A 26,744-nucleotide genomic window follows, 5' to 3' on the forward strand; every position below is an offset into this window, starting at 1 on the left:
AAAGCGAAATGGGTTGCCCAAGTCCTCCCCCGGCGTCGCCGAGGGAGGAGGTAAGGGTCAGTAGCGCGCGAACTCCGTCGCGCGGCGACCGAGCAGCGTCACCTCGACGCGGCGGTTCTGGCGCATGCCGGCGGCGGTGGCATTGGTAGCGACGGGGTTGGCTTCGCCGTGGCCGGCGACGCTGAAGCGCGCGCGGGTGACGTCCATCGCGTCGAAGGCGGCGCGGACGCTGGCGGCGCGGCGTTCGGACAGGTCCTGGTTGTGCGCATTCGTCCCGCGCGAATCGGTGTAGCCGTCGATCGCGACGCGGACGCCGGGGTTGGACCGCAGATAACCGGCGAGCGGGCGCAGCTTGTCGATCGCGCCGGGGCGCAGCACGTCGCTGTCGGTGGCGAACAGCACGTCTTCCGAAAGGGTCAGCGTCGCGCCGCGTGGGGTCTGGCGGAAGCCGTAATCGTGCATCGCGCGGCGATCCCACTGGCCGACGGGGACGACCTCGCGCGTCTCGACCACGACGGTGCGGTCGCGCGCGGCCCAGTCGAAGCGGTCGCGGCGTGGGCCGGCGATCTGCGCGAAGGCTTCGTTGGCATCGGCGGCTTCGCGTGGCGAGATGCGGCCGTCGCGGTTGCGGTCGAAGTTGCGCATCACGAAGGCACGGCCGCGCGGGGTGCCGCGCAGTTCGGGATAGAGGCCCTGTACGCCGGCGCCGACGAGGCGATAGGGGCGATCCCCCGGGCTCCAGTCCCAGCGATCCTGCGCCAGCGCGGGGGTGGCAAGCGTGCCGGCCAAAGCGGCGGCCAATACGAAGGACTTCATCATCGTCTGTCTCCATCTCCCCCGCCCGATGGCGGTGGAATGGCGCGGGCCGCTTGAACGTTCCGTGACGCGCGCCGACAGGCGGCGTTCAGCCGAGCGCGATGCGCGTCGCGGCGGCGTCGATACCGGCGAACAGCGCGGGTTCGGTACCGGTCATCCACACCTGGCCGTGGTGGCCGAGGCGATCGAACAGCGCAGCGCGGCGGACGGGGTCGAGGTGCGCGGCGATTTCGTCGAGCAGCAGGATCGGCGCGTGGCCGGTGCGGCCGGCGACCAGTTCAGCGTGGGCGAGGACGATACCGAGCAGCAGCGCCTTCTGTTCGCCGGTCGAGGCGAGTGCGGCGGCCTGGCCTTTGCCGAGATGGGTGACGGCGAGGTCGGCGCGGTGCGGCCCGGCGAGCGCGCGGCCGGCGGCGGCGTCGCGGGCGCGACCGGTGCGCAGTTCGGCGGCGAGCCGGCCGGCATCGCCGCGCCAGCCCTCCAGTGCCAAGGCCGCGCGGGCGAAGGGGCCGTCGGGCTGATCGGCGAGGCGTTCGCCCAGCGCCGCGACGGTGTCGGCGCGCGCGGCGTCGATCGTGCCGCCGTGATGCGCGATCTGCGCCTCGAGCGCGGTCAGCCATTCGGGGTCGGCGGGTTCGTCGGCGGCGAGCAGCCGGTTGCGCGCGCGCATCGCCGCTTCGTAGCGTGCGGCGTGATGCGCGTGGGCGGGCGACAGTGCGAGGGTGAGGCGGTCGAGAAAGCGGCGGCGCTCGCCCGCCGGCTCGACGAACAACCGGTCCATCGCCGGGGTCAGCCACAGCACGGTCAGCCACTCGGCGAGCGTGTTGGCGGTGGCGGCGGCGCCCTGGATGCGCAGCTGGCGGCGTTCGGGCGCGGGGGCAATCGTCCCGGTGGCGATCTCGACGTCGCCCCCTTCGGCGGCCAGCGTCGCGGCGATGCCGAAGCCGCCGGGGCCACCCTGTCGCTGCATCTCGGCAAGCGCCACGCGACGCAGACCGCGGCCGGGGGCGAGCAGCGACACGGCTTCCAATACGTTGGTCTTGCCCGCGCCGTTCTCGCCGGTGAGCACGACGAAGCCCGGACCCGGGGTCAGCACCAGACCCGCGTGATTGCGGAAATCGGTGAGGACGAGGCGCGAAAGCATCGCGGTCGCCTATAGCAAAGTGGCGGGCAGTAAAATCCGCTCGCCGGTTTGCCATGGAAGCGTCCTGGGGTGGAGCGCCATAAGCGTACGGATCGAACGAACGTTTTTGTTCACGCGGAGGCGCGGAGGACGCAGAGGTGTCGCGCCTGCCGCGCCAACGGCGCTCCCCATCTTGCCATAGGAATGACGGGAAGCCGCTGCCCCGTGCGATCCATCTCCGTGCCCTCCGCGCCTCCGCGTGAACCATCCCTGCTTCTTAACCCGGATCGACCTGACGCCGCATGTCGATCCGGCCGGAGACTCAAGGCCCTTCGACAGGCTCAGAGCGAACGGGGGGAGGCGGTCAGGCGAGTGCCGCCTGCGCGCGCTCCTTTTGCGCCGAGGCGTAGGAGGCGAGTTGCGCGCCGAGCGTGGCCTGCGCCTGTTTGTACACCACCGGTTCGGCGATGCCGAGGCGGGCGCGGGCGGCGTCGATCGGTTCGTGCATCAGCGCCTCGTAATCTTCGCCGAGCAGCCAGCGGGCGCGCTTGCCGTTGCGATAGCCTTCGCGCACCGCCCTGGCGAACAGCGTGCCGCCGGTGACGCGCAGCGATTTGAGCGCCGCACCGCCGGCGATGAACGCCCAGCCGAGACCGCGGGTCTGCGCATAGGAGAAGGCGACGAGGCATGCCTCGCCCATCGTCTCGTCCGCCTTGTAGCCGGTGAGGACGTGCCAGATGTCGTGGACGTCGCGGGTGCGGCGGCCCATCCAGGCGTAGGGGTGGACGACGTCGGTCTCGCCGGGATCGACGCGGCTGACCTCCACGAGGCCGTCGGCCGAATAGCCGGTGGTGGCGAGGAAGTCGCGATACGCCGCGCCGACCGTGCCCGGCGCGAAGCCCGCCACCCAGTCGCGATCCGAGAAGCGCTGCGCCAGTTCGATACGCTCATAGGCGATCCGCCCGCCATCGCTGGTCGCGAGCAGCCGGCCGTAAGCGTGCACGGTGTCGCCGACGTTGAGCGCGCGCATGATCCGGAACACCTGGCCCGTGTCGTCGCCATTGGCGAGCAGCTTGCCGAGCGCGTCGAACGCGGTGCGCCACGCGCGCTTGCCGGTGGTGCCGGGGAAGGGGGGCAGTTGAGCCATCGAACCGATCCTTACTGACAATGATGTTAGTATATGGCGGGCCAGCGATTTGGCAAGGGGAGGATTTGGCAAGGGGCAGGGTCTGGCGCCGGCGGGCAGCGATGCTATCGTCGGTCATGGTCGCCCCGTCCGCCCTCGTCCCGGTCGCGCTGCTGCTGTTCGCCGCGCAAGAGGTGCCGCCGGCACAACGCGCGCCGACGATCCGGCCCGAGGAAGCGACGCTCGACGACACGCTGGAGGTCACCGGCGACAGCGTCGCGGGCGCGCAGGTCGAGACGCGGATGGCGGTCGACGTGACGGTCGACGGGCACGGGCCGTATCGCTTCGTCGTTGACAGCGGCGCCGACCGCAGCGTGATCGGCGGCGCGCTCGCGATGCAACTGCGGCTGCCGGCGGGGCCGATGGTGACGCTGCACGGCGTCGCCGGTGCCAGTCCGCGGGCGACGGTGCGGATCGCGCGGCTGGGGATCGGCGGCAGCGTGGTGGCGGACGTCGCCGCACCGACGCTTCCCGAACGTTATCTCGGCGCGCAGGGGCTGGTGGGGATCGACGCGCTGCGCGGGCAGCGGCTGCGGCTGGATTTCGAGACGCAGGCGATCACGATCGAGGATACGCGCCAGCCGGTGACGACGCAGGCCGACGAGATCGTCGTGACCGCGCGGCGCAGCGGCGGCCAGCTGATCCTGACGCAGGCGCGCGCCGGCACCATCGGCGTGCGTGCGGTTGTCGATACCGGATCGCAGATCACGGTGGGTAATCTGGCGCTGCGCGACGCGCTGTTCCGCCGCGGATTGCCGCCGATGGTGTCGGCGACGCTGGTGAGCGTGACGGGGGAGGCGATGACGGTGCCGGTCGCCATCGTGCCCGAATTGCGGATCGGCGGCATCGTGATGCGTGGCGTGCGCGTCGGCTTCGCCGATCTGCCACCGTTCCGCCTGTTCGGGTTGCGCGACCGGCCGGCGATGCTGCTGGGCACCGACCTGATGGGCAGCTTTCGCCGCGTGTCGCTCGATTTCGGCGCGAAGAAGGTGCGGTTCCAGCTGTACCGTTGCCGCACGATCGCCTCCGCCGCCGTCCGGCGGATGCGCGACGAGGGCGCGGCGACCGATTGTTCCCCGCCGCGTGGGTCGACACCCGACGCGAAATGACGCCGTCGCGCCGTGGACCTCGATCGTGTGTGAACCGGAACCGCCGCGGAGCCGCACCGTTGGGGAGCGACAGCCAGCAATCGGGATACAAAGCCATGGATTACAGGAAGATCGGCTTCGGCCTCGGCGCCTTCGCGGCGGGTGCGGCGGCATGGACCGCGGCGACGGCGGCGTTCGGGCCGAAGCCGGGCGCGCGCCGGCCTGCGTCGAGCGATGACGACGGCGTGGGTGCAGTGCCGGGCGACAGCACGACCAGCCCGGTCACGCCGCGGCCGGCGACGATGGCCGCCGCGCCGGTCGGCATGGCGGAAACCGAGAAGCATTTCGAGGAGCGGGCCGGCAATCCTGCCGCCGAGCATGTCCCGACCGACCTGATGGGCGACACGCACCCGGGCAGCGGCGATCGCGCCGCCGAGGCGTTCCGCCCCGATCCGACCGCGGTGCCGACCGATGCTGAAAGGGAGTCGCTGCGCCCCGCCACCGGCCCTGCGCCGACGCTGGTCGCCGATCGCGGCAGCGGCTTCAGCGAGGCGGCAGGGGCGGCGTGATCGCGGGTCTGCAACCATAACCGGCGGCAGGCATTCTCCTGTCATGACCACAGCAGCGGCGGCGATACCCGTCGGCGCTGCCGCTACAGGGAGGATGCAATGCGGATACCTATGATCGCGGCCGTTGCCGCCGCGGCGACGCTCGCCGGTTGTTCGACGTATGGCACAGACAGCCGTTATCGCGGCTATTCGGCCTACGACTACAACCGCGTCGATCCGTCCTATAACGGCTATTATGCCGATCGCTATTATGTCGATGGCCCGCGCTATCGCGAGCGGCGGCTGTCGAGCCGCGATCGCGTCTATCGCGGCGAGAACGGCAATTACTATTGCCGCCGCAACGACGGTACGACCGGGCTGATCGTCGGTGGCGTCGCGGGCGGCGTGCTCGGCAACATCATCGCGCCGGGCGGGTCGGGCCTGCTCGGCACGTTGCTTGGCGGCGCGGCGGGTGCCGCGGTCGGCCGGTCGGTCGATCGCAACAACGTGCGCTGTCGCTGACGCCACGCGCCGAAGCGTAAACGAAAGGGGTGCGGGATCGATCGGTCCCGCACCCCTTTTCGCGTCAGTCGTTGCCGAGCAGCGAGGATTTGCGCGGGATCGTCTCGCCCTGCGGCTGGCCCTTGTCGAGCGTCTCGCTCGGGCGGCGCGCGTCACCGGGACGTTGATGCTCGGTCGACAGATTGGGGTCGCGGGTCTCGGTGGTCGGGGCGTCGGCGTCGGTCTTGGGATCGGTCATGGCAGGCTCCTCTGCAGGCATGAACGGGCCGGGCCGTCCTGCCGTTCCGCTTGCGGCGGGCAGGCCAGCCGCTAAGCTCCCGCCACGATTTGTCTTTCTTCGGAGTTCCGATGCGCCATACCCTCGCCACCGCCCTGCTGCTGGCCGCCACCGCGTTTCCCGCGAACGCGCAGGGGCTTCGTCAATATGGTGCGCTGGCGATCGCGCCGACCGGCGACCGCGTCGCGGCGATCGAGAGCGCGGGCGGCCATGGCGTCGTCACGCTGCGCAGCGTCGCCGACGGGCGCGTGCTGCGGACGATCGATCCGTGCCCGACGTGCAGCTATGCCGGGCTGACCTTCGCGCCCAACGGCGACCTCGTCTTCCTCGCGCGTGATGGCGCGACGGTGCGGCTGACCTATGCCGATGCACGCACGACGCGGACGATCGCGACGATCCCCGGCATCGCGCAGACGCCGCGCGTGTCGCCCGACGGCAAGCGCATCGCGCTGCTGGTGACGCTGGGCGCCGCCAAGGAAGCGGGCGCGACGCAGGCGGGCGTGCGGATGATCGGCGAGATCGGCGAGAAGAACGACGAACAGCGTCTCGCGGTGTTCGATATCGCCACCCCGGCGACGAGCGTGACGCCGCTGTCGCCCGCCGGACGCTACGTCTACGAATATGACTGGACGCCGGACGGGCGCGGCTTCGTCGCGACGACGGCGCTCGGCAATGGCGACGACAATTGGTGGGTGGCGACGCTAGACGCTATCGACGCCGCGACCGGCGCGGTGCGATCGATAGCCAAGCCGACGACGCAGCTCAACCAGCCGCGTGTCTCGCCGGACGGGCGGACGGTCGCCTATGTCGGCGGGCTGATGAGCGATTTCGGCTCGATCGGCGGCGACGTTTTCACGGTGCCGATCGCCGGCGGTACGCCGACCAACGTCACCGCGGGCGCGAAGTCGACGGTCACCACGGTCGACTGGACCGCGGGCGGGCTGCGCACGGTGACGCTGGCGGGCGACCGCCTCCAGTTCGGTACGCTGACCCCGGGCCAGCCGGTGGTGCCGGGCTTCGCCAAGCCGGCCAGCGCGGCTGCGGGCGATGGGCGCGCGGTGTTCTCCGCCGACGGCCGCGTCGTCGCGGCGGTGGTGCAGGATTACGAACATGCGCCGGCCATCTATGCCGGGCCGATCGCCGGCGTGCGGCAGATCACCCACGACAACGACGCTGCGCCGGCGCTCGCCACCGCGCGCAGCATCAGCTGGAAGAACGAGGGCTATGACGTGCAGGGCTGGCTGCTCAGCCCCCGCGATGCGCCGGCGGGCGGCAAGGCGCCGATGATTACGATGGTCCATGGCGGGCCGTCGTCCGCATCGGTGCCGGGCTATGTCGCGCCCCATTCGATGAACGGCGAACTGGTCAAGGCGGGCTATTACGTCTTCCTGCCCAATGCGCGCGGCAGCTTCGGACAGGGCGAGGCGTTCACCGTCGCCAACCGGCGCGACTTCGGCGGCGGCGACCTGCGCGACATTCTCGCCGGGATCGACGCGGTCGAGCGGGTGGCGCCGGTCGACGGCAACCGGCTCGGCCTCGGCGGATGCAGCTACGGCGGGTTCATGACGATGTGGGCGAACACGCAGACCAACCGGTTCAAGGGCATCGTCGCGGGTGCCGGCCTGTCCAACTGGGTCAGCTATTATGGCACCAACGGCATCGACCAGTGGCTGCTGCCGTTCTTCGGCAAGTCGATGTACGACGACATCAAGGCGTATGAGGCCGTGTCTGCGGTCTATCAGGCGAAGAAGGCGAAGACGCCGACCTTCATCTACGTCGGCGAACGCGATATCGAGGTGCCGCCGACGCAGTCGATCGAATGGTGGCATGCGCTGAAGGACCAAGGCGTGCCGGTGAGCCTCGTGATCTATCCCGACGCCGGCCATTGCGTGACCGGGCCGGAGCAGTCGGCGGACGTGCGCAAGCGGGCGATCGCGTGGTTCGACAAATATGTGAAGGCGGCGAAGTAACCGGGGCCGCCGTCGTTATCGTCGCCATGCCGGATTCGTTCCGGCATCCACCGTTCCGCGAGCATGAACGTTCGGGCTTGCGGACGGGTGGACCCCGGAACAAGTCCGGGGTGACGATGTCCTTGTGGCGGCGGAATAATGTTTGCGACGACATAGCGTTCGCTCAAACGAATGCCTGACGTTCGACCGCCCTTTTTACTGCTCGTGCTGAGCCTGTCGAAGCACAGCGCGCCGCCAATACAGCGCTTGCTTGTGGACCCCTGTGCTTCGACAGGCTCAGCACGAACGGGTTTGATCTTCCGCAGTCCTACAACAGCGGCTTGCCCGAATCCTTCCACTTGTCGAGCACGGTCGAGGCAGGCGGCAGATTGTCGTGCGCGCGCGCGGGCGCGGGCGGCGGCGTCACGTAGCTACCGCTTTCGGCATAGGCGGGACGGACGTCGGCGGCGCGCGTCACCGGCGCGACCGGCAGCGGCGCGGCTGCGGCGATCAGCGCGGGGCTGGCGGCGACCGGCGGCTGGAGCACCGGCGTGTGCGGGCCGGGCAGCGGCTCGCCGCCACGATAGCTCTGGCGGAAGGCGGCGCTGGTGCCCCAGAAGCCCTTCCAGCGATGGAACAGGTGCGCGCCGACGACGTCGGTCATTACCAGGCTGCGGTTCCACGCCGGGGTGACCGCATAGGTGTGGTAATGCGTCGCGAGGCCGACCGGCGCGTAGACGTAACCCGCCAGCGCCATGCTCGCGTTGCGCGCGGCGCGTGCCCAGGCGGTGCGCGACGGCACGCGCGCCATCGCACCGTCGCAGGCGAAGCTGAACTGGCAGCCCGACCGTTCCGACCCCTGATAGACGACGCCGCAGACGGTGGCGGGGAAGGCGGGGTGGCGCGCGCGGTTGAGGATGACCTGCGCGACCGCGGACTGGCCGGCGTCGGGTTCGGACGCCGCCTCGTAATAGATCGCCGCGGTCAGGCATTCGAGCGCGCGCGCACGGTCGAGGCCGCTCGCCGTCTTCATCGAAAAGGGCGCGGCGGCGACGCTGCCGGCATCGGCGCGCAGCGCGGCGCTGGCCGCGGCGAGCGATACCGGGAGTGCGGGGAGGGCGGTAGTGCCGGTGACGCCCTGCGCCGGGGCTGCGGCATCCTGCGTCGCCGGGGGTGTGAAATCGGCGTAGAGCAGCGCGGCGCCCGGAAAATGCTCCTCCGCTTCGTAGCCGGCGGGGGCGGGGAGCGGCGGCGTGGACATGCTTCCGTGTGCGGCGATCGCGCGCCACGCGGCCTGCGCGGACAGCGCGACGGTGAGCGCGAGCCCGATCGCCACCAGCGCCGCCCACACGCGCGTCATCGTCCGGATCGTCTGCATCGGCACCCGCATAGCCGCCGCATAGCTTATGAGAGGTGTAGCGTCCGCCCCGGATTCGGCGGCGTCCCGCGATGGTACGGATGGGGGTGGTGGTAGGGAATGGGTGGTGGAGCGCTCTACTCTCTACCCGGACCCGGTATCGTGTTCCCGCGAAGGCGGGAACCCAGGAGTCCAGCAGGACCGCGACCGTGGTATGCGGGACTCCTGGGCTCCCGCCGTCGCGGGAGCACGATGGGTTTCGTCGAAGCCCACCGAATATGCGGGCCGTCGCTTCCCCTACACGATCGTCATTCCCGCGAAGGCGGGAATCCATACTGGCTGACGGTACGGTTCTATCCGCGGCCGTCGTGATTATGGCTCCCCGCCTTCGCGGGGATGACGAATAGAGGGGATCAGCCGATCATTTCAGCGTCGCACTATCGAGATTGAGCTGCGTCTCGGTCAGCGTCTCCGTTTCCGGCCGTGCAGCCTTCAGCGGGGCGATGAACTGCTTGGCGTCGCCGACGATCGCGACGCTCGCTGCCTTGGGATCGAGCAGCGCGGCCGACGCGGACTGGACCGCCGCCGAGGTGACGCCCTCGACCTTGGCGGTGTAGCTTTGCAGTTCGGCGAGCGGTACGCCGTCGAGGACGTATTCGCCGAGGATGCCGGCGATGCCGTCGGTCGTCTCCACCGTGCGGCCGAAGTTGCCGACCAGCACCGCCTTGCGCGTCGCCAGCTCCGCCTCGGGCACCGGGGCGGCGCCCATCCGCGCCATTTCGGCGGTCATCAGCGTGACGACCTCCGCCGCGGTCTGGTTCTTCGTCTGGGTGCGTGCGGCGATGCTGCCGGTGCCGCGCATCGCATCGACGCCGCTCGACGCGCCGTAGGCGAGGCCGCGCTTGATGCGGATTTCCTGGTTGAGCCGCGACGAGAAGCCGCCGCCGAGCACGGTATTGGCGACCGCGAACGGATAGTAACGCGCGTCCGAGCGCGGAATCGCGGGCCGCTCGACCACGACGCCGGCCTGCCCTGCGCCGGGCATGTCGACGACGATCGTCCGCGGCGAGGGGAGCGTACCGAAGGCGGGCAGCGCAGCGGGGGCACCGGCGGGAGCCTTCCAGCCGCCGAGCTGCGTCTCGGCGAGCGCCTTCGCCTGTGCCGCGGTGACGTCGCCGACGAGGATCAGTGCCGCCTGATCGGGGCGCCACGTCCGCGCATAGGCGGCGGTGACGTCGCCGCGGACGATCGCCTTCAGCGACGCGGGCGTGCCGCTGCCCGGCGCGCCGAGCGGCGAGGCACCGAAGGCGGCACGGTCGGCGACCAGCGCGGCGAGTTGCGCCGGATTCTTGAACGCGACGGTGACCGCATCGACCTGCTGCGCGCGGGCGCGTTCCAGTTCCTCCGGCGCGAAGACGGGGTGCTGCGCGACGTCGGCGAGGATCGTCATCGCGGGCGCGAGCTGGTCGGATTTCACCGTCACTTCGACCGTGCCGCCTTCGCTCGCCGCACCGGCGCCGATCGAGCCGCCGAGGCTTTCGACCTGCCGCGCGATCTCGGTCGCCGAGCGGGTGGTGGTGCCCTTGGTCATCAGGCCGGCGGCGAGGTTGCTGACCCCCGAGCGGTTCGCCGGATCGAGCGCCTGCCCGCCGGTCGCGACGAGGTAGGCGGTGGCGATCGGCAGATCGTGCCGCTCGACGGTGATGACGCGCAGGCCGTTGGCGAGCCGCGTCTCGACCGGCTGCGGCAGGTTCGCCCTGACCGGCGCGGCGGCGGCGGGGGGCTGGACGCGCTGGCCCTCGGGCGCGGGGGTGACGATCGCGATCTGGGCGGGCGCTTTCAGCGGCGAGGTCTGCACGGTGGAGGCGACGGCGATCGTGTCGCCGCTCTGCCCCGCGGGCCTGGCGGTGTCGGGCAGGTAGCGGATCGTCGCCGACTGGTTCTCGGCCAGATATTTGCGCGCGACGCGCTGGACGTCGGCGGCGGTCACCTGTGCGATCGCGGCGAGCTGGCGGTCGGCGGCGCGGGGATCGCCGTCGATGATGACCGACGAGGCGAGCGTGCGCGCCTTGCCCTCCGCGGTCTCGCGGCTCTTGATCGTCGCGGTCAGGATCTCGTTCTTCGCCTCGGCGAGTTCGGCGGCGCTGACCGGCGCGTCGCGGAAGCGCGCGATCTCGCGCTTCAACGCCGCCTCGCCCTGATCGACGGTCTTGCCGCCGGCGAGGATCGCGTAGGCGATCAGGTTGCCGGTGCCCTGCTTGCTGTCGAGGAAGGACGAGGCGTCCTGCGCGAGCTGGTCGCGGTAGACGAGGCTTTCGTACATCCGGCTGCTCTCGCCGGTCGACAGGATCGTGTTGAGCACGGTCAGCGCCGGAATGTCCGCATCGCGGTCGGCGGGGACGTGCCAGCTCATCAGCACCGCGGGCAGCGGCGTGTTGGGTTCGTAGACGGTGTAGCTCACCGCCTTCGTGCGCGGCGGTTCGGTGACGGCGACGCGCGGGATCGCGGTGGCGGGCCTGGCGATCTTGGCGAAATACTGGTCGACCCAGGCGTTCAGCTGTGCCGCGTCGAAATTGCCCGAAACGACGAGGATCGCATTGTCGGGCCGGTAATAGGTCGCGTGGAAGCCGCGGACGTCATCGATCGACGCGGCCTCGAGATTCTCGATGCTGCCGATCGTCGAGCGCGCATAGGGGTGCGTCGTATAGGCGGCGGCGGACAGATAGGTGGAGAACAGCTTGCCGTAGGGGCGGGCGAGCGTCGACTGGCGCAGCTCCTCCTTCACCACGTCGCGTTCGGAGGCGAAGCTCTTGGGTTCGACGACGAGGCTCGCCATCCGGTCGGCCTCGGCGAACAGCAGGCGCTGGAGGTGGTTGGCGGGGATCACCTCGTAATAATTGGTGTAATCGTCGTTGGTCGAGGCGTTGTTATAGCCGCCGACATCCTCGGTCAGCCGGTCCATCTGTTCGCTGACGAGGTTGCGCGTCGCCTTGAACATCAGATGCTCGAACATGTGCGCGAAGCCCGAGCGGCCCTGCGGGTCGTCCTTCGACCCGACATCGTACCACACCTGCACCGCGACGTTGGGCGTCGTCGTGTCGCGCAGCGCATAGACGCGCAGGCCGTTCGCCAGCGTGCGTTCGGTATAGGCGATCGGCTTGACCGCCGCGGTGTTGGGCCGCGCGGTCTGGGCGGTGGCGGAAAGGGGCAGGAGCGCGGCCCCGAGCAGAAGGGCGGCACGGACGAGGCGCATGGGAGGCTCCGGCTTGGAACGAAGGATGCGCGGGGTTGAACCGGAGGATGGGGGCGGTGTCAATCACGGGGCCCTCTCACCCTCACCCTTCCGGCGCTTCGCGCCTCCCTCCCTCTCCCGATGGGAGAGGGAAGGGGCCCGCTGCCGAAGGCAGTGGGAAGGGTGAGGGTGACGAGCGGCCCTTAGTCCTTCGTCTTCCCCGAATTGGCGAACAGCACCGCCGCCGCCACCGCAGCCGATCCGATGCCGACGCCGATGATCCGCATCGGCCAGTGGTTCTTCTTCGCAGGTTCCCGCGATTTGGCGGCGTCCTGCTGCGCCTTGGCGGCGGCGGCGGCTTCGAGGATCTCGTTGGGCTGGTCGGACATGCTTACTCTCCCTTGCCCCGCTGATAACGCGCGCGAAAACCGGCGGCGAACGAGGTCAACTCTCCCGCCGCAATGGCGTGTCGCAGGTCCGCCATCAAGGCCTCGTAGAAGCGGATATTGTGTTCGGTCATCAGCATCGCACCGAGGATCTCGCCGGCGCGGACGAGGTGGTGGATATAGGCGCGGCTCCACGTGGCGCAGACCGGGCAGTCGCATGCCGGGTCGAGCGGCCCCCGATCCTCGCCGAACTTCGCGTTGCGCAGGTTGATCGGCCCTTCGCGCGTGAACGCCTGCCCTGTGCGCCCCGATCGCGTCGGCATGACGCAGTCGAACATGTCGATGCCACGCTCGACCGCACCGACGATGTCGTCGGGCTTGCCGACGCCCATCAGGTAGCGGGGCTTGTCGGCGGGCAATTGGTTCGGCGCGAAGTCGAGGCAGCCGAACATCGCTTCCTGCCCTTCGCCGACCGCGAGGCCGCCGACCGCATAGCCGTCGAAGCCGATGTCGATCAGCGCGTCGGCGCTCGCTTTTCGCAGGCCTTCGTCGAGCGCACCCTGCTGGATGCCGAAGATCGCGTTGTTCGCGGCATGCTCGCCGCCCGCGTCGAACGCATCGCGGCTGCGCTTCGCCCAGCGCATCGAGCGTTCCATCGCGGCGGCCTGCACCTCGCGCGTCGAGGTGGTCGGCACCAGCTCGTCGAACGCCATGACGATGTTGGACCCGAGCAGCCGCTGGATCTCGATCGAGCGTTCGGGGCTGAGCAGATGGCGGGTGCCGTCGAGGTGCGACTTGAACGACACGCCCTCTTCGGAGCGTTTGGTGAGATCGGCGAGGCTCATCACCTGATACCCCCCCGAATCGGTGAGGATCGGCCGTTCCCATCCCATGAAGCCGTGCAGCCCGCCCAGCCGCGCGACGCGCTCGGCACCGGGACGCAGCATCAGATGATAGGTGTTGCCGAGGATGATGTCGGCGCCGGCAGCGGCGACGTCGGCGGGCTTCATCGCCTTCACCGTGGCAGCGGTGCCGACCGGCATGAAGGCAGGGGTGCGGATCGTGCCGCGCTGCATTTCGATCGCGCCGGTGCGCGCGCGGCCGTCGGTGGCGGCGATGGTGAAGGCGAAACGGGACATGGGAGGGCTTTGGCGGAGGCGGCGGGCGGTGTCGAGCCGGATGAAATGCATCGATCGCCCTCACCCTTCCGCGGCTATGCCGCTCCCTCCCTCTCCCGCCGGGAGAGGGAATAGCCGCCGGAGGCGGCGAAGGGTGAGGGTGAGCGCGGCGACGGTGAAACGGGGTGCTACCGCTTCTTCTTCCCCCGATCGATGGGCTCGCGCGGCGCCATCGCGCGGATCGTCAGCACCTCCTTGCGCGTGACGCTGCCGTCCTTGTCGACGTCGAGGCGCGCGAAGACGCGCGCGAACGCCGCCTGCAGTTCGGCGAGCGTGATGCGGTTGTCGCCATCGGTGTCGACCTCGAACGGGCTGGGCAGCGCGTTGCGGTCGCCGAGCCAGCGCTCCGCCCAGTCGGCGAAGGCGATATAGCCGAGCGACCCGCTGCCGCCCGTGTCGATCGCGGCGAAGCTGCGTGCGACGCCCGCTTCCAGCTCGGCACGGGTGGTGCGGCCGTCGCCGTTCGCGTCGAAGGCGGCGATCGCCATCGCCACCGGCGCGACGACCAGCGTCGCGGGCGGCTGGCCCGGGGCGGCGGGGACGGCGCCGGCGGGCAATGGCGCGGCGGTTTGCAGCAGCAGGGGCAATAGCATCATGACAGGCTCGATCCGCGGACGATCAGTTCGGGGGGCAACACAGTCGAGGTCGCGGGCTCGCCGGCGATGCGGCGCATCATCGCCTCGATCATCAGGCCTGCGCCCTTCGCCAGATCCTGACGGATCGTGGTGAGCGGCGGCACCGTCTGCGCGGCGAGCGTGACGTCGTCATAGCCGACCACCGTCGCCTCGTCCGGCACCGCGACGCCCGCCTCGGCGAGCGCGCGCAGCACGCTCATCGCGACGACGTCGGAGGCGGCGAAGATGCCGTCGGGCACGTCCCCCGCCGCGATCCGCGCGCGCACGCCCGCCAGCGCCTGATCGGGGGTCATCGCGGTCGCCAGCACCTCGACCGTGCCCCCCGCGGCGGCGGCACCGGTGCGGAAGCCCGCAAGGCGATCGGCGAATTCGGGCGGCGCGGGGTCGCCGACGAACAGCAGCCGCTGCCGGCCTTGCGCGGCGAGATGCTCCGCGGCGAGGCGCCCGCCGCCGTGATTGTCCGATCCGATCGTCAGCTGTCTCTGCCCGTCGCGGTGGACGCCCCAGACGACCAGCGGCGCATAGCGTTCGGCGACGCGCTCGATCGTGTCATATTGGTCGGACTGGCCGATCAGGATCAGCCCGTCGGTGCGACCGCTGTCGACCAGCCGGTCGAGCCAGTCGTCGCAGCTCGGGATCACCCGCGACAGCAGGATGTCGTAGCCGCGCTCGACGAGCCCGTCGGCGAGGAAGCCGAGCAGCGTGAGGAAGAACGGATCGGTCAGATGCTGCGTACGCGCATGGCCGAGCGGCATGGCGAGCCCGATCGCGCCGGTATGGCGCAGCCTCAGGTTGCGCGCGAGCTGGTTGGGGCGGACGTCATGTTCGCGCGCCAGTGCCAGGATGCGTTCGCGCGTCGCCGCCCTGACCGACGGATGATCGGCGAGCGCGCGCGAAACCGTCGCGGTCGATACGCCCGCGAGCACCGCGATATCCGCCAGATTCCTCGGCTTGGACAAGGCCCCGTCCTTCCCGCGCCACGATCATCGGCGCGCGCAATCGATCCCATGACTGGCCGCGCGAGGCAACCGCTATGGCAGCAACAGCGACGCATCCCCGTAGGAATAGAAACGATAGCCGTGTCCGATGGCATGCGCGTAGGCCGCCTGCATCCGCTCCCGCCCCATCAGCGCCGATACCAGCATGAACAGAGCCTGCGGCGAGAAAAGAAATCTCATATAAAACAATGAGTTGTGTCCGTTACGGTGACGACTTCCTCGCACTCCTAACGATCTCCCACTTTTAGCTGAAGCCTCCGCGGCGGAGTTTCCTAGCGGAGGCGCTTTGGCTTGATCGGCTGCCGAAATCCAGCCTCCCGCCGGCCACTCCGATCGGGCGAGCGTCTAGCCCACCTTTTCCATGACCCAGCGCATCAGGCCTGCGTCGAGGGTCATATCGGCGATTCTGTCTGGGCCGAGCACGTTGACCCGAGGGTCAGCCGTCAACGCCTCGCCAGAGTGGAAAGCATAGAACAGCCGCTTGTGCGGGCCGTCCACTTCGAGCTGTGCGACGTAATCGGCCAACTCTCGAGAGTCGGTGCGCGATTTCACTTGGACCATTGCTCGCTCTCCGGTGCTCGGGAGAACGAGATCGAGGTCCAGCGTCTTCTGCGTGCGGCCGAGAATGCCGACCCGTCGCCAGCCGCTCTGCGTGAAGAGGAGGTCCACAAGCAATTCGAAATCGTCTGGCTGGAGGCTTCGGATCAGCGCGAGCGTCGCATCGCGCATTGCAGACAGGGCTATTTCGGCGGCTTCAACCTCGTCCGCTCGGCGCCCATTGACCTTGCGGACGACATAATCCTCACGCGGGACGCTGCACGACGTGCCCCGGTAAGCGGCGAGGCTGACGAGATCGCCGGCGAGGTTTCCCTTGATGAGCGGCAGGCCATTTATGTCTGTGTCGCGCCATCCGCCGACCACGGGACGCGCCGTGCTGTCGCCGTCGTGGGTGCGTTGTAGAGGACTCCCGGGCTCTAATGTCGCCCATAGCAGCCGCTGGCCCGAAAACGTGATCCAGAGGATCGAGCCGTCGTCTTCCACAAAGTGCCGTGTCTCATTAGCGAAGCGTGTCGCGACGCCTGGAGCCTTCCCGTACTCGCGCCACATCGCCGCAAAACCGTCCCAGTCGCGAGCTTCGCAGAGGGCAAATCCACGATCGGCATCAGACCCGAACCCCATTCGAAGCACACCGCGAGCGAAGCAGTCGCTTTCCCACATGCCGCCTTCGCCGAGCTTGACGTACCGGACTGCTCGCGGAGTTACGGGTGAGAGCATCAGCAAAGACCTGTCGCGCACATGGAAGATTTATCTTACCTTTTCAGGTGCTGAGAAGATGACATTTCTTCATAAGTACTGGGCCGCGCTCCCGCGCCCAAGCGAACGCACTCATAAGTGCGTTGAAACCCGCATTATGACCAAACAGACAATGATAGCTGTAAAAAACCCCGTTTTTAAACCTACCCATTCGCACCATGATGCCGTCCGCAATGGGCAGATCGACCTCACTGTCTTTAAAGTCGGTATCACTTAGTAGCAGCTTCAGCTTGTCGTTAGCGGCGCGGCAGGCTTCCTCAAGCTTCTCAAGTGAGATGTATCCCGGTAATCCACAAAGTGATTGGTACTTGTGGCCAGCGGGCAGGATCGTAAGCTGGCGCGAGTTGTACCGTCTATCTGGCCCGTGCAACGTCCAGTACAGCTGCCAGCTATCCTCAGAAGCTGAAAGGCTGGTAGTGGCGCGGTCGATTTCGTGAGGAAACTTTTCTTGCAGCGACGCCAACTCATCCCCCTTGCGCGTAGGTTTTGCAGAATTGAGGTCGCTTACCGACGCTCTATGGGCATCGAGCGTAAGCGACGTAGCGGAGAATGCAAAAAAATTGGTTGGCGAAGGGATGCCGGCCTCCCGAGCGACCGCTAGGTCACCCGAGAGGCCGGCCTGTAGTCAGCTTCCCCAACCGCTGACGGCGGAAGCGGCGTTGGCGGCGCGGTGCAGCGCTTCGTTGCTCAGGTGCGCGTACCTAAGGGTCGTCTTCGGCTGCGCGTGTCCGAGTATCTCGCCGATGACCAGCAGCGACTGGCCCGAGTTGGCCATGTTCGACGCCATGCTGTGACGAAGATCATGGACCCGGACGTCGGGGAGCTTCGCCGCGATGCGGGCGGTGTTCCACGAGTTGTAGATGGAAGTAAAAGGCAGACCGGTCTTCGGGTTCGGGACGACATAGGGGCAACCCTCCACCCGCGGCAGTGACTGCAGCACCGCCACCGCATCTTCGCTGAGCGGGACGTGCCGAGGCTTGCCCGTCTTGCTCGTCGGTATGCGCCACAAGCGCTGGTCGAGCCGGAACTCCTCCCACTTGGCGTCCAGCAGCTCGCGCTTGCGGCAGCCGGCCATCAGCAACAGCGCGACGATCGGCGCTAGCATCGGGTTTGGGCTGTCCTCCACGGCGCGCTTGAGCCGCTGCGTTTCGGCGGGCGTTAGAAACCGTTCCACCTTGTTGTTCGGGTCCTTCTGCTTCACGCCCTCAAGCGGGTTGACCTCCGCTCCGGGGACGCCCCACACCTTCGCCATCCGCAGCATGTGCCCGAGGATTACCTGCCAGCGGTTGACGGTCGCCTGCGCGTAGCCGTCCCTCCGCACCTTGTCGTTTAGCCACTCCATGATTTCGGTTTGGTCCAGCTGGTTGATCCGGCGGCGGCCGAACTTGGGCAGCAGGTGCAGCTTGAGGTAGCGCGCGTCGATGTCGTGGCTGCGCTTGTACGTCCTCACGTAGTCGAGGTAGCGCGCGGCCAGTTCGTTGAGGGTCGGAACGATGCGTTCGACCTTTCGCTCCTCTGCCGGGTTCTTGCCTACGACCACGCGCGAGCGGATGCGGATCGCCTCCTTTTTGGCCTCTGCGAACGAGAGGTCCGCGACGTTGGCGATCTTGTACTGGCGCTGGGTGCCGTTCGGGTCGCGGTACTTGAGCGCGTAGGTGGCCGCGCCGCTGCGGTGCATCTCGACGCAGAAGCCCGTGATAGCTTCGTCCCGGAAGACCTCCTTGGCCTTGCCGGGTGGGCAATAGAGTCCTTGGACAGTAGCGGCGTCCAATTTCAAAACTGGCATGTCGGCATATCCTTCTGGAAGGCCGGCGGCGCAGGCGCGCAGACGGGCGCCCGGCGGCGGTCGGGGGGGTGGGTACAAAGCGGCGCAATCCGCGCCCTGGGGTTCGAAAATCCCGCCCACGAGGTGCAGCGGGGCGTGCGGGCAACTTGATCAGCCGCACGAGCAGGGTGGAACGCTTCTGGACCAGCGAAGGAGGGTAGCGGTACGTCGCGCTCGCTTAGTCCTAAAACTTTCCAAGGGGATAACAATCCCAAGCGGCGGAGCGTCCAGGTCCCGAAAAACTGAAAACTGGACGCTGCCGCCGCCCCGGCCGGAAAGTCAGGCTGGAGGGTCAGGGACGTCGCCATGCAGCGCGAACGAGTGGAGACCTCGAGCTTGGACGACCTTGCGCCAACAATATTTCTGCGGGTCGTCGCCGGTATGCGCTTCCAGGAGCTTGAGAACGCGCTGCTTAGAAACGCTGAGGTGGGCCGCGGTGGTGCGAACCAGCACCATCTTGCCGCGGTCAGGCCCGTGATGAATGTGCATGGCGAGGGAGTATAGGATCTCCTCGTCGGAGGTTTGGTAATCAAGCTCGGAGTCGGAGAGTTCGCCTAGCGGGTCCGTCTCATGCACCGACGTCAGCCGCTCGGCGTATCCGATGTCGGGCGCCGGCGAGTAGGCGTAGGCAATCACGTCAGGGTTGTTCCCGCGACGCTTCTTGTTCGTCAGCTGGATGATTTTTTCACCGTCGGCTTTGGTCCTGAGGTCCAGCAGGTACATGCAGTCAATGTCATCGATGATGTCGCTGACGCCCGCAAAGACGTTCTTGCCGTTGCTGTCCTGATGCTTGTTGACGTGGGCCAGGGACAGCACGGTTCCGCCATTCAGCACGAACCGGCGGACGCCCTCAAGAAAGCGGCTGGTGTCCGGCTTGCTCATCGGCTGGGTGAACTTCTTGAAGGTGTCGAGGATCAGGAACTTGCCACTGGCAGTATTGCTCTCAATCATCTCCTCAAGGGCGGGCGCCAGCAGGTTGGCGCGAAAGCCCTTGTAGCCTTCCGCCAACATGTGAATTCCATATTCGTCTAGGACACGGACCTTTTCGGCCACTCCTTGAGTGCTGTCGTCGGCATTGACGTAGAAAACGTCCTCGCCATTGATCCTACCCTGCTCGACCGCCTCGATCAGGGTGGCGATTGTGAGAAGTGTCTTCCCCGCGTTGGGTGGCGCGGCGATCACGGTGCTTTGTCCCATGAGGCAGAAGGAGCCGAGCAACGGCTTCTGCGCCACAGCGTTTTCCTCAAGGGCGGCTGCCTCGCCCTGTAGCGTGTACTGTAGCAGCGGGTTGATTTTCTTCAGCGAGGGTGGCGGTGATCCCGCGTAGCTGGTCGTCATGGGTTACTCCTGCGTTTGGTCCCGGCGCACGGCGGCGCACACGGGGCGGCAGTTTCTAGTTTTCAGATTTCCGTCCCGCCCCCGCCGGCACACTTGACGGCGAGGGGGAGGGGCGACCCTCCGCTGAGCGAAAGGGCTAACGATTGGGAGAGAGGCGGACGCTCGACCTGGAGCAACTGCTTCCCCGCCGATCTAGGCGATCGACGGGGAGAACAGGTCATGGTCAGTCGAGCGGTTTATAGCGTCCGGCTTCCGTCCTGAACCACAGGCACTGCCGACGATCGAAACCGGCATAGACATCCAGCAGGAAGCGAACGGTCGCCAGGTCGTGTGGGCAGCTTCGGTTGTGGAGATAAGCGTAGATTGCTTCGGGCGTATCCACGCCCTTCTCCACAAGAACCCTGATCGCAGCGGCGGTGGTTGTCAGGTCCGCGCCGCAAAAATTCGGGCGTATGCCCGTAACAGGGGACAGCAGGGGGCGGACGCCTACAGCGATTTCGCGAATGTTTTGGGCCAAACCGCTCACAGGCGAGCCTCCCCAACAAGACCGTGCCGTGTTGAGGTTGTGTCCCTCGCTTGGAGCGGAAGCTCAAGGCGTGGCGCATCGCGATTGTAAAATTGTGCTACGCCTGCGACTGCCTTTAGCAGGACGATCAGCAAACCAAACGCAACAGCGTCCAGCAATCTATTCAGGAACTTAGTCATTCTGTTCACCGCTTTCAAAGCGGGGAGTTTGCCGGTGACGATTTGAACGATTGGCGTGCAAACTCTGGAGCCAATCTCGCCTTACGCCGTCTACTGACGGACGGAGCGCTCAACACTCGTCGCCGCCGCCGGTTCCATGGGAAATGAATGATCGGCAGAGGAGTCTCAGATCGGAAGCAGCGCCGTGGCAGTCAGCAATCAATAATATGTAGGCGAACGTCGAGCCGAACGTCACGATCAGCTCGAACCAGCCGCCGCGGTCGGCGAGGTAGTCCCACCCGGGCTTGAAGCGCGGGTCCGGCCAGCGGTGGCCGTCTATCGGGTCCACCAGCGGGTAGAAGCCAACGTGCCGCACGAGGTCGGCCTCGGTGTCCCCGGGCTCCACGATCAGGAACTCGGTGCAGTCGGTCAGGTCGCCGTACTCGGTCTTTAAGCCGGCGATACGCTCGGCGAGCAGCTCCCGGAGGCGCGGGTCGAGGTCTAAGGTCAGGGCACGCGCCATCGTGGCGCGGTCAAACAGGTGGATCATCGCGATTCCTCGTTTGGGGGCGGTCGCTCCCGCGGGGCGCCGCGGGTGGTTGGGAGGGTAGGTCGGTCGCGTTCAGGCGTGGGCGAGCAGCGCGAGCAGCAGCGCCGGGTCGGTGGTGACGCAGTCGGGGACGAACAGCGCGACCCCGAAGCCATCGTCCGAGAGGATGACGACCGCCTCCAGCCAGCGGCCGTGTCGCTGCACCCACTCGAACGGCAGGTCCTCGGCGATTGGCACGCCCGCCTCCGCCTCGACGGCGGCGAGGGTGTCGCCGCGCTGCGCGACGACGATGTGCACGAGGTCGGCTAGATCCAGGCCGGTGTTCTCGACCAGCTGGTCGCGCCTTTCGGTGAGCAGGGCGCGGAGGGCGGGGTCGAGCAAGGACCCGAGCGCCTCCTCCATGTCCGCGGAGCTACGTATCGAAAGCATGTCGGTTCTCCAGAAACGACAAAGGCGCCCGCGGATTGCTCCGGGGCGCCCTTGCAGGATTGATGTTGGTTGTGTCGGCCTAGGCCGGCGGTAGGTCAGCGAAAGGTGGCGACCACCTTCACGTCGGGCCGCCCGGCGATGCGGAGCGGTATCTCGAAGTAGCTTTGGACGTTCTCCCGCGCCCGGCGGCGGGCCTCGTTGAGCAGGCCGGGCTGCTGCGCCTGCGCCACCATCGCGCGGCGGGCGCTCTTGTAGTTGAGCCTGCGCAGCGCCTCGACGGTGTCCTCCCCGAAGGTGAGGACACCGCCGTTGACGGTGCTGGCGTTCTCCGGCTGGAAAGCGATGTCGCCCAGCGTCACAGCGGGCAGCCGCACGGCGACGACCTTGGCCGCGTCGTTGTAGCTGACGTCGGCGAGGGTGAAGTCGGAGAGGTCGAGGTAGTAGTTGACCACCGCCGGGACGTTCAGCTCCTGGGTGCCGCTAAGCAGCCAGAAGCGGGTGCGCTCGGCCGAGACGCGGGCGTTGCCCGTGTAGCTGAAGACGAGGAGCCGGTTCTCGTCGCGCAGGCTCTCGACGGTGGTGGCGAGCACCTTGGTGGTCTCGACGGTGAAGAAGCCGGTGTGCCTCACCTCCGTGTCGATCGGGCGGCGGTCGGTGAGCGCGTACACCCCGCCCGCCACGGCGAGGTGCGACACGATCAGGACGGGCGCGGACGCCCTCACTGCGCCGGTTCCATTCGGCCGGCGGTCAGAGTGTCCATGTCCATGCTCTCGAACTCATCGCCGTTGATGCGGAACGTGAAGGTTTGGAAGCCGACGTAGCCGCCGAACCGGTTCTTGCCGTTGATGCTGCACTGGACGAAATAGCCGTACCGGCGGCGGCCCAGCATCGGCTTCACCCATGCCGCTGGCCCCGGATCGCCGCACTTGATCTTCGCAGCGTCTGGATCGAAGAAGTTAGCGGCGACGTAGGCTTGAACGAGGGCCAGCGCCTGATCTTTCGTGGGCCGCGGCGCGAAGGCAACCCCGCCTATCATCTTGCTGACGCCGGCCTCGATCGACGCCTCTCGCGCGCAGGACGTCGCGGTCACGTCGGCTACCGTCTCGGCGGCCTGTCCCGCTTGAGAGAGCGTGATCCGGATCGTCACGCCCCACTTGTTCATGACCGTGAGGACGTCCTTGTTGGCGCAGATGCCGCGGTCCCAAGCTGTTTCTTTCATGCTCTTCAGCGCCAGCGAACGCTCGACACCGGGCGCCGGGTCGAAGTTCACCAGCAGCAGGCGGGGTCCCACCGCGCCGCCGGTGAGCACGACCGGCCCTGCGTTTTTCCGCTTGAAGCTGTCGGCTGCGGCTTGGAGTGCTTTCTGAAGCTCCGGCGGGTTGCCGGGTGATTGTCCCAAAGCCGCAGCAGGAAGGCTGAGGAAGGCAGCCACGAGGGCGGCGGAGTATCGGGCGCACGTCGCCCATCGTTGTGCACGCATGGTGTTCTCCCGTTGGTGATGATGGTGGATGTGCTGCGGACGCGCGGCGTCGCGCCGGGGCGAAGGGTTCGCGCCGACGTGCCGTGTGTGTGCCGCATCTTTGTCGTCGCCCCGTTGCAGAGCGACCTTCGGCTTAGACCCTCGTGCCGCCCCTATGTACCTCTCGGGAGCGGCGGCCGAAGCCGGATGTTCGAAACCTGACCGTAGGCACAGGCGCATGCGCCTTTACCGTTGCCGGCTGGACATACGCGCATGCCACCCGGCCTCGAACATGCGTTCGCGACCGAGTTCCTACAGGTTGAGGTTTCGACGCCCCGCCCCCCGGCTTTCACGAGGGGCTCGACGATCATGGGAGGCCGGCGGGCGGATCGCAATAGCCCTTCGCGGGCGCGGCGATCGGGTGCCTGTCGACCTCCATATAAGATGGTCGGGTTTGCGCGTCTGAGCATGCAGCCAGGAGCCCGCACTGGCTGCTAATTCTCGTCACGCTATTTCCAAACGCGGTCGTTTTGATGCGGACTTTTGACACTCGGACGCCCGCAGAAAACCGATCATTTACCGGCAGCGTCAAACCGTCCGGTTCTGACACCTCAATTGATTGAGCCTGAGGCTATCATTCCGGCCGATATTGCCGCTTCTAGCACAGTGTTGGGCGTCCCACCCCGATTGATCGCAACAACTACCCTAAAGCGAGCACGCGAAACGCTAAGATAAATTTCGCGCAAAACCTGCTGTTCCAAGGCCGCGGCCAGTGGTGGGTTATTTACTACCCGTGGTGGCATAATTCCCTGCTCAAGACCGACGAGGAGCACTGCGTCAAACTCCTGACCACCAATGAATGAAGGTCGACTCAGAATAACAAGCGGCTGGTCTGGTACGACTTTTTCACCACGCTGGGTAATGACATGAAGCGGTAGCTCTGACTCCTCAAACGCTTCCACTAAATCCTTCCAGTAGGTCTCTGCATGGCAAATGACTGCGATTTGTCGTATGTTTTTAGACCTGAGTCGTTTAACGGACCGGACGAGGAACCGCGGATAGGTCTGGTCCTCGCTTCTGGTAATTATTACTGGTGGGCTTGCCAGAGCATGACTTGATAGGACTGAAGCGTCGTCAGCGTCGGTAAAGTCGGGAAATTCGCTTCCAAACAGGTCAGTGGTTCTTTGAATTACAAAGAATGCTAGCGCTATGATCTCCTTAGTCGACCTGTGGTTAGATGGCAGTTTTTCACTTTCAACATCTGTGATGCCAAGCGATCCAAGCCCGGCAGCGGAGAGCCCAAACGGCTCTTGCGCTTCATCAAGCGCCAAAGCAATCGGAACGTGCTTAACAGCTGCATTTGAAAGAAGAGGGAATACCCGCCTTTCATTTTCATTGAATAGCTGAGCTTCATCCACAAGTACTAAGTCAAAACCCTCTGATTTTCTTTTTAGCTCCCATACTGGTGTTTTTAACCTTCCTGCGAGGGACAAGGCTATGTCATCAGAGTCAAGCATGCCGAATTGTTCGAACACCACTGCGTGATATGCCTCGAAGCAGTCAAACACGACTGATCGCTCGACCTGCGAAAGGATGCGGTGGAAGCGGCTGAACGGGGTATCGGCATTGATATACCTGTCACGCTCTTCTGTGAGCCCACGCCCCTTAATCACGGCGGATATCTCAGACATAACAAGGACGGCAAAAGCTGAGAACAGCTCTTCCTCGGCCCACACCTGCTTGAGTAGGCCACTTTCCTCAAATAGTTGGGGACGGGTGTCTAGTACTTGACGGAGAGCGGCGCGTATCTGCTCCGACTGGAACTCCTTTGTCTTCTGAGCATCGCGGTCGATAACCATCTGCTCACTTATTTCAATCTTTTGCCTTCCATACTCGCTAAGGGTCGTTACAATGAGCTCGTGCTTTGACCCGGTGAGGAACTCCTCTCCGCCCAAGGCTCTAAAGCGGTCTGCAACCGTTGCAGCCATCGCAGCATTGTGGACAATATAGGCTACCTTGATAGAATGACCCGTAGCTTGTCGACACTGAAGAAACCTTAATGCGATCAATTGCATGAGCAGTGTTTTACCTGATCCTGCAGGCCCGATAATTCGCATTGGATGGCCGTGAAGGACATCAACGGAAAGGGCGCGGCGCTGTGACGGGTTTAATACCCCACTGCCGAGCCAGTCCTGGTACGTCCAATGTATAGTCTCATATGGGTTTACAACCCTATCACTTTGCACATTATTTGTATTAACTGTTATGCTCGCAAGAAATCCGGTGTCTACATCTGTTGGAGCAACCGCTGCTCGCAGTTCGGAGAACTGTTGATCCTCCAAGGCAGGGCGTCGAGTGTGCTTATCTGCCAGTCCATCACATAACTCGATCAGCGCGGGCACTTTTCGGAGTTCGGGCTCAATGCCGTTGGTTAACTCATCGAAATCATGCTCCGGCCCGATACCAATGAGCGCTTTTGATGTTAGACCGCTAAAGCCTGGTGCGGCCTCATAGTAGCATATGGATAGTTTTCGGGCGTCGTTCCCGCGCCCTGCAAGGCAAGTATGTGATCCATTGGGTCTTGCACGATGTATAAAATCACCTTCTATCATTAGACCTTGTAGGCGCTGGCTAATAACGTAAAAAAAGCGCTCGATTACCTGTGGCGCGATTTCCGGATGTTGCTTGATTGAAAGACACCCTTCGAGGCGGAATATGCCCCAACTCTCACTACCAGTGTTAGAGAGGTACTCTGCATTCCAAATTGCTATAATGCGGCTATCTTCGGACCCGGACAGTCTTAACGGTCCGGTGGCCAGATCGGCGCGCGAAAGGCCGGACAAGTCTGCATTGATGAGAGTATCCGCAAGTGCGCTTAACACGCCAGGATGTGCCAGCAGCCATGAGCAGGTTTCTCGTGTGACGCCAACATATTCCATCAGCCGTCTACCTCTTGTACGTAAGTCTCAACAGTTTGAGCTGAGAAATCAGGTGACCCAACTCGATTATACAGCGCTGAAAACCGTGTTAAAAGGTCCGCTAGAAAAGCCGGCTTTAATGCGGCGAGCTTAACCGGCCTCGCGTTTCCAAATGCAACGCGCAACGCTGGTGCAAGACTCATCAGGTCAAGAGAATGGGTCCATGATGCATCAGCACTCTCTTGGGCTCGACTTAGCACTCTTACAGGAATCGTGATAGGATAACGAAACAACACAACCGAGTGATTTGGAACTGCGCTAAACACCAGGTCTTGTCTGTCATGTGGCAAAAAGTGGAGAGCTGGAGAATAGCTGTTCTGTACTATTCTCTCTTTTATTTTACCCCACTCTGACCCGTATAGAGCGAAAAGCTTATCCGAAGGAATTTGAATTAGCTCAGAATCTCTGATACATCTCAATATATCTGCACCAGCAAGCACGCGATCAATTGCTGAGTTGATCTTTGCGCTCCTTTGCTGCGCTGATCTGAACGCTTTCAGGTCGCTTTCCAGCCTTGCGATCTCATCTTCGGGTGGGACGATATAGCTATTTCCCGTCCAACTTACGGTTGTCTCGCATGGAATCACCCCGAGGGCCGCGACCAACTTCTCGACTAGTCCGGGAAGAGCGGCATCCATCGAAAAAAAGGATCGAAGGGGAATGATGGGCAGGTACGTAAGCGTATCAGACTTTTGCCAAGAGAGGTCGCATGCCGGGGTGATGATGATGCCGCAGCATGACTCCTGGCCGAGCGTGCCGAAGGCGGGAAGGTTGCGCCAAATATCACCACATTCATGAGCAAGGCCGGGGAGGGTGTCGTAGTACGTTGTAGAATCTACTCTTCGAAGAACCACAATACCTCTACCTTTGGT

The 26,744-nt window shown here is 65.7% G+C and carries 25 protein-coding genes and 1 pseudogene; 4 read left to right on the forward strand and 22 right to left on the reverse strand.

Annotated features, from left to right (window positions below):
- Positions 1-57: 57 nt before the first annotated feature.
- From M9979_RS13105 to M9979_RS13115, 3 genes are all read right to left on the reverse strand, one after another.
- Entirely contained in the window at positions 58-819 is a 762-nt protein-coding gene (locus M9979_RS13105; protein ID WP_254289812.1) for an OmpA family protein, read from the reverse strand.
- A gap of 85 nt (positions 820-904) precedes the next feature.
- Positions 905-1,960 (reverse strand): DNA replication/repair protein RecF, encoded by a 1,056-nt coding sequence (gene recF / locus M9979_RS13110; protein WP_254289813.1) that lies wholly within the window; start codon positions 1,958-1,960, stop codon positions 905-907.
- 343 nt (positions 1,961-2,303) lie between these two features.
- Positions 2,304-3,086, reverse strand: a complete 783-nt coding sequence (locus M9979_RS13115) for a Coq4 family protein (protein WP_254289814.1) — start codon at positions 3,084-3,086, stop codon at positions 2,304-2,306.
- A gap of 116 nt (positions 3,087-3,202) precedes the next feature.
- On the opposite strand from M9979_RS13115, the gene M9979_RS13120 reads away from it, so the two are divergent.
- The 3 genes from M9979_RS13120 (at position 3,203) to M9979_RS13130 (ending at position 5,283) form a co-directional block, all read left to right on the forward strand.
- Complete coding sequence (locus M9979_RS13120; RefSeq protein WP_254289815.1) at positions 3,203-4,234, forward strand: retroviral-like aspartic protease family protein; 1,032 nt, start codon at positions 3,203-3,205, stop codon at positions 4,232-4,234.
- Positions 4,235-4,329: 95 nt separating this feature from the next.
- Positions 4,330-4,782 carry a hypothetical protein gene (locus M9979_RS13125; RefSeq protein WP_254289816.1) on the forward strand — a complete coding sequence of 151 codons (453 nt, stop codon included), beginning with the start codon at positions 4,330-4,332 and terminating at the stop codon, positions 4,780-4,782.
- Between the two features lie 111 nt (positions 4,783-4,893).
- Entirely contained in the window at positions 4,894-5,283 is a 390-nt protein-coding gene (locus M9979_RS13130; protein ID WP_422922092.1) for a glycine zipper 2TM domain-containing protein, read from the forward strand.
- Positions 5,284-5,347: 64 nt separating this feature from the next.
- On the opposite strand, the gene M9979_RS13135 is transcribed toward M9979_RS13130, so the two are convergent.
- Complete coding sequence (locus M9979_RS13135; protein ID WP_254289818.1) at positions 5,348-5,521, reverse strand: hypothetical protein; 174 nt, start codon at positions 5,519-5,521, stop codon at positions 5,348-5,350.
- A 110-nt stretch (positions 5,522-5,631) separates the two neighbouring features.
- Between M9979_RS13135 and M9979_RS13140 the strand changes: the two genes are divergently transcribed.
- On the forward strand, positions 5,632-7,530 hold the full coding sequence (locus tag M9979_RS13140; protein ID WP_254289819.1) for a S9 family peptidase: 1,899 nt from the start codon (positions 5,632-5,634) through the stop codon (positions 7,528-7,530).
- Between the two features lie 307 nt (positions 7,531-7,837).
- Here the strand turns inward: M9979_RS13140 and M9979_RS13145 are convergent, their stop codons facing one another.
- From M9979_RS13145 to M9979_RS13230, 18 genes and pseudogenes are all read right to left on the reverse strand, one after another.
- Entirely contained in the window at positions 7,838-8,887 is a 1,050-nt protein-coding gene (locus M9979_RS13145) for a cell wall hydrolase (protein ID WP_254289820.1), read from the reverse strand.
- A 400-nt stretch (positions 8,888-9,287) separates the two neighbouring features.
- Positions 9,288-12,119: a M16 family metallopeptidase gene (locus M9979_RS13150; protein ID WP_254289821.1), complete on the reverse strand. Its 2,832-nt coding sequence runs from the start codon at positions 12,117-12,119 to the stop codon at positions 9,288-9,290.
- A 182-nt stretch (positions 12,120-12,301) separates the two neighbouring features.
- Positions 12,302-12,487 (reverse strand): hypothetical protein, encoded by a 186-nt coding sequence (locus M9979_RS13155; RefSeq protein ID WP_254289822.1) that lies wholly within the window; start codon positions 12,485-12,487, stop codon positions 12,302-12,304.
- Positions 12,488-12,489: 2 nt separating this feature from the next.
- Entirely contained in the window at positions 12,490-13,623 is a 1,134-nt protein-coding gene (gene tgt / locus M9979_RS13160) for a tRNA guanosine(34) transglycosylase Tgt (RefSeq protein WP_254289823.1), read from the reverse strand.
- 167 nt (positions 13,624-13,790) lie between these two features.
- A complete protein-coding gene (locus M9979_RS13165) occupies positions 13,791-14,255 on the reverse strand; it encodes an EF-hand domain-containing protein (protein ID WP_254289854.1) in 465 nt (154 codons plus the stop codon).
- Positions 14,255-15,256 (reverse strand): LacI family DNA-binding transcriptional regulator, encoded by a 1,002-nt coding sequence (locus M9979_RS13170; protein WP_254289824.1) that lies wholly within the window; start codon positions 15,254-15,256, stop codon positions 14,255-14,257. Before M9979_RS13170 ends, M9979_RS13165 begins: the two co-directional genes overlap by 1 nt.
- A 72-nt stretch (positions 15,257-15,328) precedes the next feature.
- A pseudogene (locus M9979_RS13175) lies at positions 15,329-15,451 on the reverse strand (S-adenosylmethionine:tRNA ribosyltransferase-isomerase); the annotation flags it as partial.
- A gap of 189 nt (positions 15,452-15,640) precedes the next feature.
- A complete protein-coding gene (locus M9979_RS13180; RefSeq protein WP_254289825.1) occupies positions 15,641-16,591 on the reverse strand; it encodes a hypothetical protein in 951 nt (316 codons plus the stop codon).
- A 22-nt stretch (positions 16,592-16,613) separates the two neighbouring features.
- Entirely contained in the window at positions 16,614-17,072 is a 459-nt protein-coding gene (locus tag M9979_RS13185) for a hypothetical protein (protein WP_254289826.1), read from the reverse strand.
- Between the two features lie 162 nt (positions 17,073-17,234).
- Positions 17,235-18,395 (reverse strand): tyrosine-type recombinase/integrase, encoded by a 1,161-nt coding sequence (locus M9979_RS13190; protein ID WP_254289827.1) that lies wholly within the window; start codon positions 18,393-18,395, stop codon positions 17,235-17,237.
- Positions 18,396-18,713: 318 nt separating this feature from the next.
- Positions 18,714-19,772, reverse strand: a complete 1,059-nt coding sequence (locus M9979_RS13195; protein WP_254289828.1) for an AAA family ATPase — start codon at positions 19,770-19,772, stop codon at positions 18,714-18,716.
- Positions 19,773-19,995: 223 nt separating this feature from the next.
- Entirely contained in the window at positions 19,996-20,298 is a 303-nt protein-coding gene (locus M9979_RS13200) for a hypothetical protein (RefSeq protein ID WP_254289829.1), read from the reverse strand.
- Positions 20,299-20,586: 288 nt separating this feature from the next.
- Positions 20,587-21,006, reverse strand: coding sequence for a hypothetical protein (locus M9979_RS13205; RefSeq protein WP_254289830.1), 420 nt, complete (start codon positions 21,004-21,006; stop codon positions 20,587-20,589).
- A gap of 72 nt (positions 21,007-21,078) precedes the next feature.
- The gene (locus tag M9979_RS13210; RefSeq protein ID WP_254289831.1) at positions 21,079-21,435 is read right to left on the reverse strand and encodes a hypothetical protein; all 357 of its coding nucleotides are present in this window, start codon (positions 21,433-21,435) and stop codon (positions 21,079-21,081) included.
- 95 nt (positions 21,436-21,530) lie between these two features.
- Positions 21,531-22,157, reverse strand: coding sequence for a DUF4230 domain-containing protein (locus tag M9979_RS13215; protein ID WP_254289832.1), 627 nt, complete (start codon positions 22,155-22,157; stop codon positions 21,531-21,533).
- Complete coding sequence (locus M9979_RS13220) at positions 22,154-22,867, reverse strand: hypothetical protein (protein WP_254289833.1); 714 nt, start codon at positions 22,865-22,867, stop codon at positions 22,154-22,156. The genes M9979_RS13215 and M9979_RS13220 overlap by 4 nt, the downstream gene beginning before the upstream one ends.
- Positions 22,868-23,505: 638 nt before the next feature.
- Positions 23,506-25,833 (reverse strand): UvrD-helicase domain-containing protein, encoded by a 2,328-nt coding sequence (locus tag M9979_RS13225; RefSeq protein WP_254289834.1) that lies wholly within the window; start codon positions 25,831-25,833, stop codon positions 23,506-23,508.
- Positions 25,833-26,726: a hypothetical protein gene (locus M9979_RS13230; RefSeq protein WP_254289835.1), complete on the reverse strand. Its 894-nt coding sequence runs from the start codon at positions 26,724-26,726 to the stop codon at positions 25,833-25,835. Before M9979_RS13230 ends, M9979_RS13225 begins: the two co-directional genes overlap by 1 nt.
- Positions 26,727-26,744 lie beyond the last annotated feature (18 nt).

The organism is Sphingomonas liriopis (genome assembly GCF_024211255.1).
GTDB lineage: Bacteria > Pseudomonadota > Alphaproteobacteria > Sphingomonadales > Sphingomonadaceae > Sphingomonas > Sphingomonas liriopis.

What these genes read in the sequence shown, in the direction of transcription:
- M9979_RS13140 (WP_254289819.1), top strand. Translation starts at nt 5,632, where the DNA reads ATGCGCCATACCCTCGCCACCGCCCTGCTGCTGGCCGCCACCGCGTTT.
- M9979_RS13195 (WP_254289828.1), bottom strand. Translation starts at nt 19,772, where the DNA reads ATGACGACCAGCTACGCGGGATCACCGCCACCCTCGCTGAAGAAAATC.
- M9979_RS13105 (WP_254289812.1), bottom strand. Translation starts at nt 819, where the DNA reads ATGATGAAGTCCTTCGTATTGGCCGCCGCTTTGGCCGGCACGCTTGCC.
- M9979_RS13155 (WP_254289822.1), bottom strand. Translation starts at nt 12,487, where the DNA reads ATGTCCGACCAGCCCAACGAGATCCTCGAAGCCGCCGCCGCCGCCAAG.
- M9979_RS13205 (WP_254289830.1), bottom strand. Translation starts at nt 21,006, where the DNA reads ATGATCCACCTGTTTGACCGCGCCACGATGGCGCGTGCCCTGACCTTA.
- tgt (WP_254289823.1), bottom strand. Translation starts at nt 13,623, where the DNA reads ATGTCCCGTTTCGCCTTCACCATCGCCGCCACCGACGGCCGCGCGCGC.
- M9979_RS13190 (WP_254289827.1), bottom strand. Translation starts at nt 18,395, where the DNA reads ATGCCAGTTTTGAAATTGGACGCCGCTACTGTCCAAGGACTCTATTGC.
- M9979_RS13125 (WP_254289816.1), top strand. Translation starts at nt 4,330, where the DNA reads ATGGATTACAGGAAGATCGGCTTCGGCCTCGGCGCCTTCGCGGCGGGT.
- M9979_RS13120 (WP_254289815.1), top strand. Translation starts at nt 3,203, where the DNA reads ATGGTCGCCCCGTCCGCCCTCGTCCCGGTCGCGCTGCTGCTGTTCGCC.
- recF (WP_254289813.1), bottom strand. Translation starts at nt 1,960, where the DNA reads ATGCTTTCGCGCCTCGTCCTCACCGATTTCCGCAATCACGCGGGTCTG.
- M9979_RS13210 (WP_254289831.1), bottom strand. Translation starts at nt 21,435, where the DNA reads ATGCTTTCGATACGTAGCTCCGCGGACATGGAGGAGGCGCTCGGGTCC.
- M9979_RS13130 (WP_422922092.1), top strand. Translation starts at nt 4,894, where the DNA reads ATGATCGCGGCCGTTGCCGCCGCGGCGACGCTCGCCGGTTGTTCGACG.
- M9979_RS13115 (WP_254289814.1), bottom strand. Translation starts at nt 3,086, where the DNA reads ATGGCTCAACTGCCCCCCTTCCCCGGCACCACCGGCAAGCGCGCGTGG.
- M9979_RS13145 (WP_254289820.1), bottom strand. Translation starts at nt 8,887, where the DNA reads ATGCAGACGATCCGGACGATGACGCGCGTGTGGGCGGCGCTGGTGGCG.
- M9979_RS13135 (WP_254289818.1), bottom strand. Translation starts at nt 5,521, where the DNA reads ATGACCGATCCCAAGACCGACGCCGACGCCCCGACCACCGAGACCCGC.
- M9979_RS13225 (WP_254289834.1), bottom strand. Translation starts at nt 25,833, where the DNA reads ATGGAATATGTTGGCGTCACACGAGAAACCTGCTCATGGCTGCTGGCA.
- M9979_RS13150 (WP_254289821.1), bottom strand. Translation starts at nt 12,119, where the DNA reads ATGCGCCTCGTCCGTGCCGCCCTTCTGCTCGGGGCCGCGCTCCTGCCC.
- M9979_RS13165 (WP_254289854.1), bottom strand. Translation starts at nt 14,255, where the DNA reads ATGCTATTGCCCCTGCTGCTGCAAACCGCCGCGCCATTGCCCGCCGGC.